The 573-nt window shown below is 48.5% G+C and carries 1 pseudogene; it reads right to left on the bottom strand.

From position 1 onward, the window contains the following. Positions 1–162 precede the first annotated feature (162 nt). Positions 163–270, bottom strand: a pseudogene (locus G5154_RS21150) (gamma carbonic anhydrase family protein); the annotation flags it as partial. Between the last annotated feature and the right edge of the window lie 303 nt (positions 271–573).

Here is a 573-nt window from a genome sequence, read left to right as displayed (position 1 = left end):
CAACTGCCTCAACTGCCTCAACTGCCTCAACTGCCTCAACTGCCTCAACTGCCTCAACTGCCTCAACTGCCTCAACTCATTATTCAACTTCTTCTATGTAGGAAGTAAGAGTTGTTCCTGAACCTGGCGAAATGGTGAATTGTCTGTTCATTTCATTCGAGTATCGTCGGCTAGCTCGATATCGCCCACCAATGTCGCGCAGGGGTCTACATATACCCGCTTGCCCAATTGCGGGCGTTTTCCCTTGTAAGGTCTCAGTCGTAAGTCCATCTTGGCCTCCTTGTTTTCGGCCATTCTAACAACCGGAAGGCTATTTCTGTGGATAAGTTTGTATAAAAGCTGTGGCTGGAGATGAATAACTAAAAAAGTGCCCTTTTTTGCAATTTTATTGCAGGAGAGGGGTTGCCAGAACGAATTCACTCCCTATAATGCGCCTCCATCGACACGGCAAGCGGCAACGCAAACAACCGGGTCGGTAACCTCGAAAAGCCTTTGCAAATAAGGCTTGACTCGAGAAGGCGGTTGAGTAGAATGCCACTCCCGCAGCAGCAAAAGCTGCGTCGCTCTTTAACA

The sequence above is a fragment of the Aeromonas sp. 600527 genome (genome assembly GCF_049175415.1).
GTDB lineage: Bacteria > Pseudomonadota > Gammaproteobacteria > Enterobacterales > Aeromonadaceae > Aeromonas > Aeromonas veronii_A.
The sequence above is the reverse complement of the archived record's forward strand: the minus strand, read 5'-3'. Positions and strand labels throughout refer to the sequence as shown.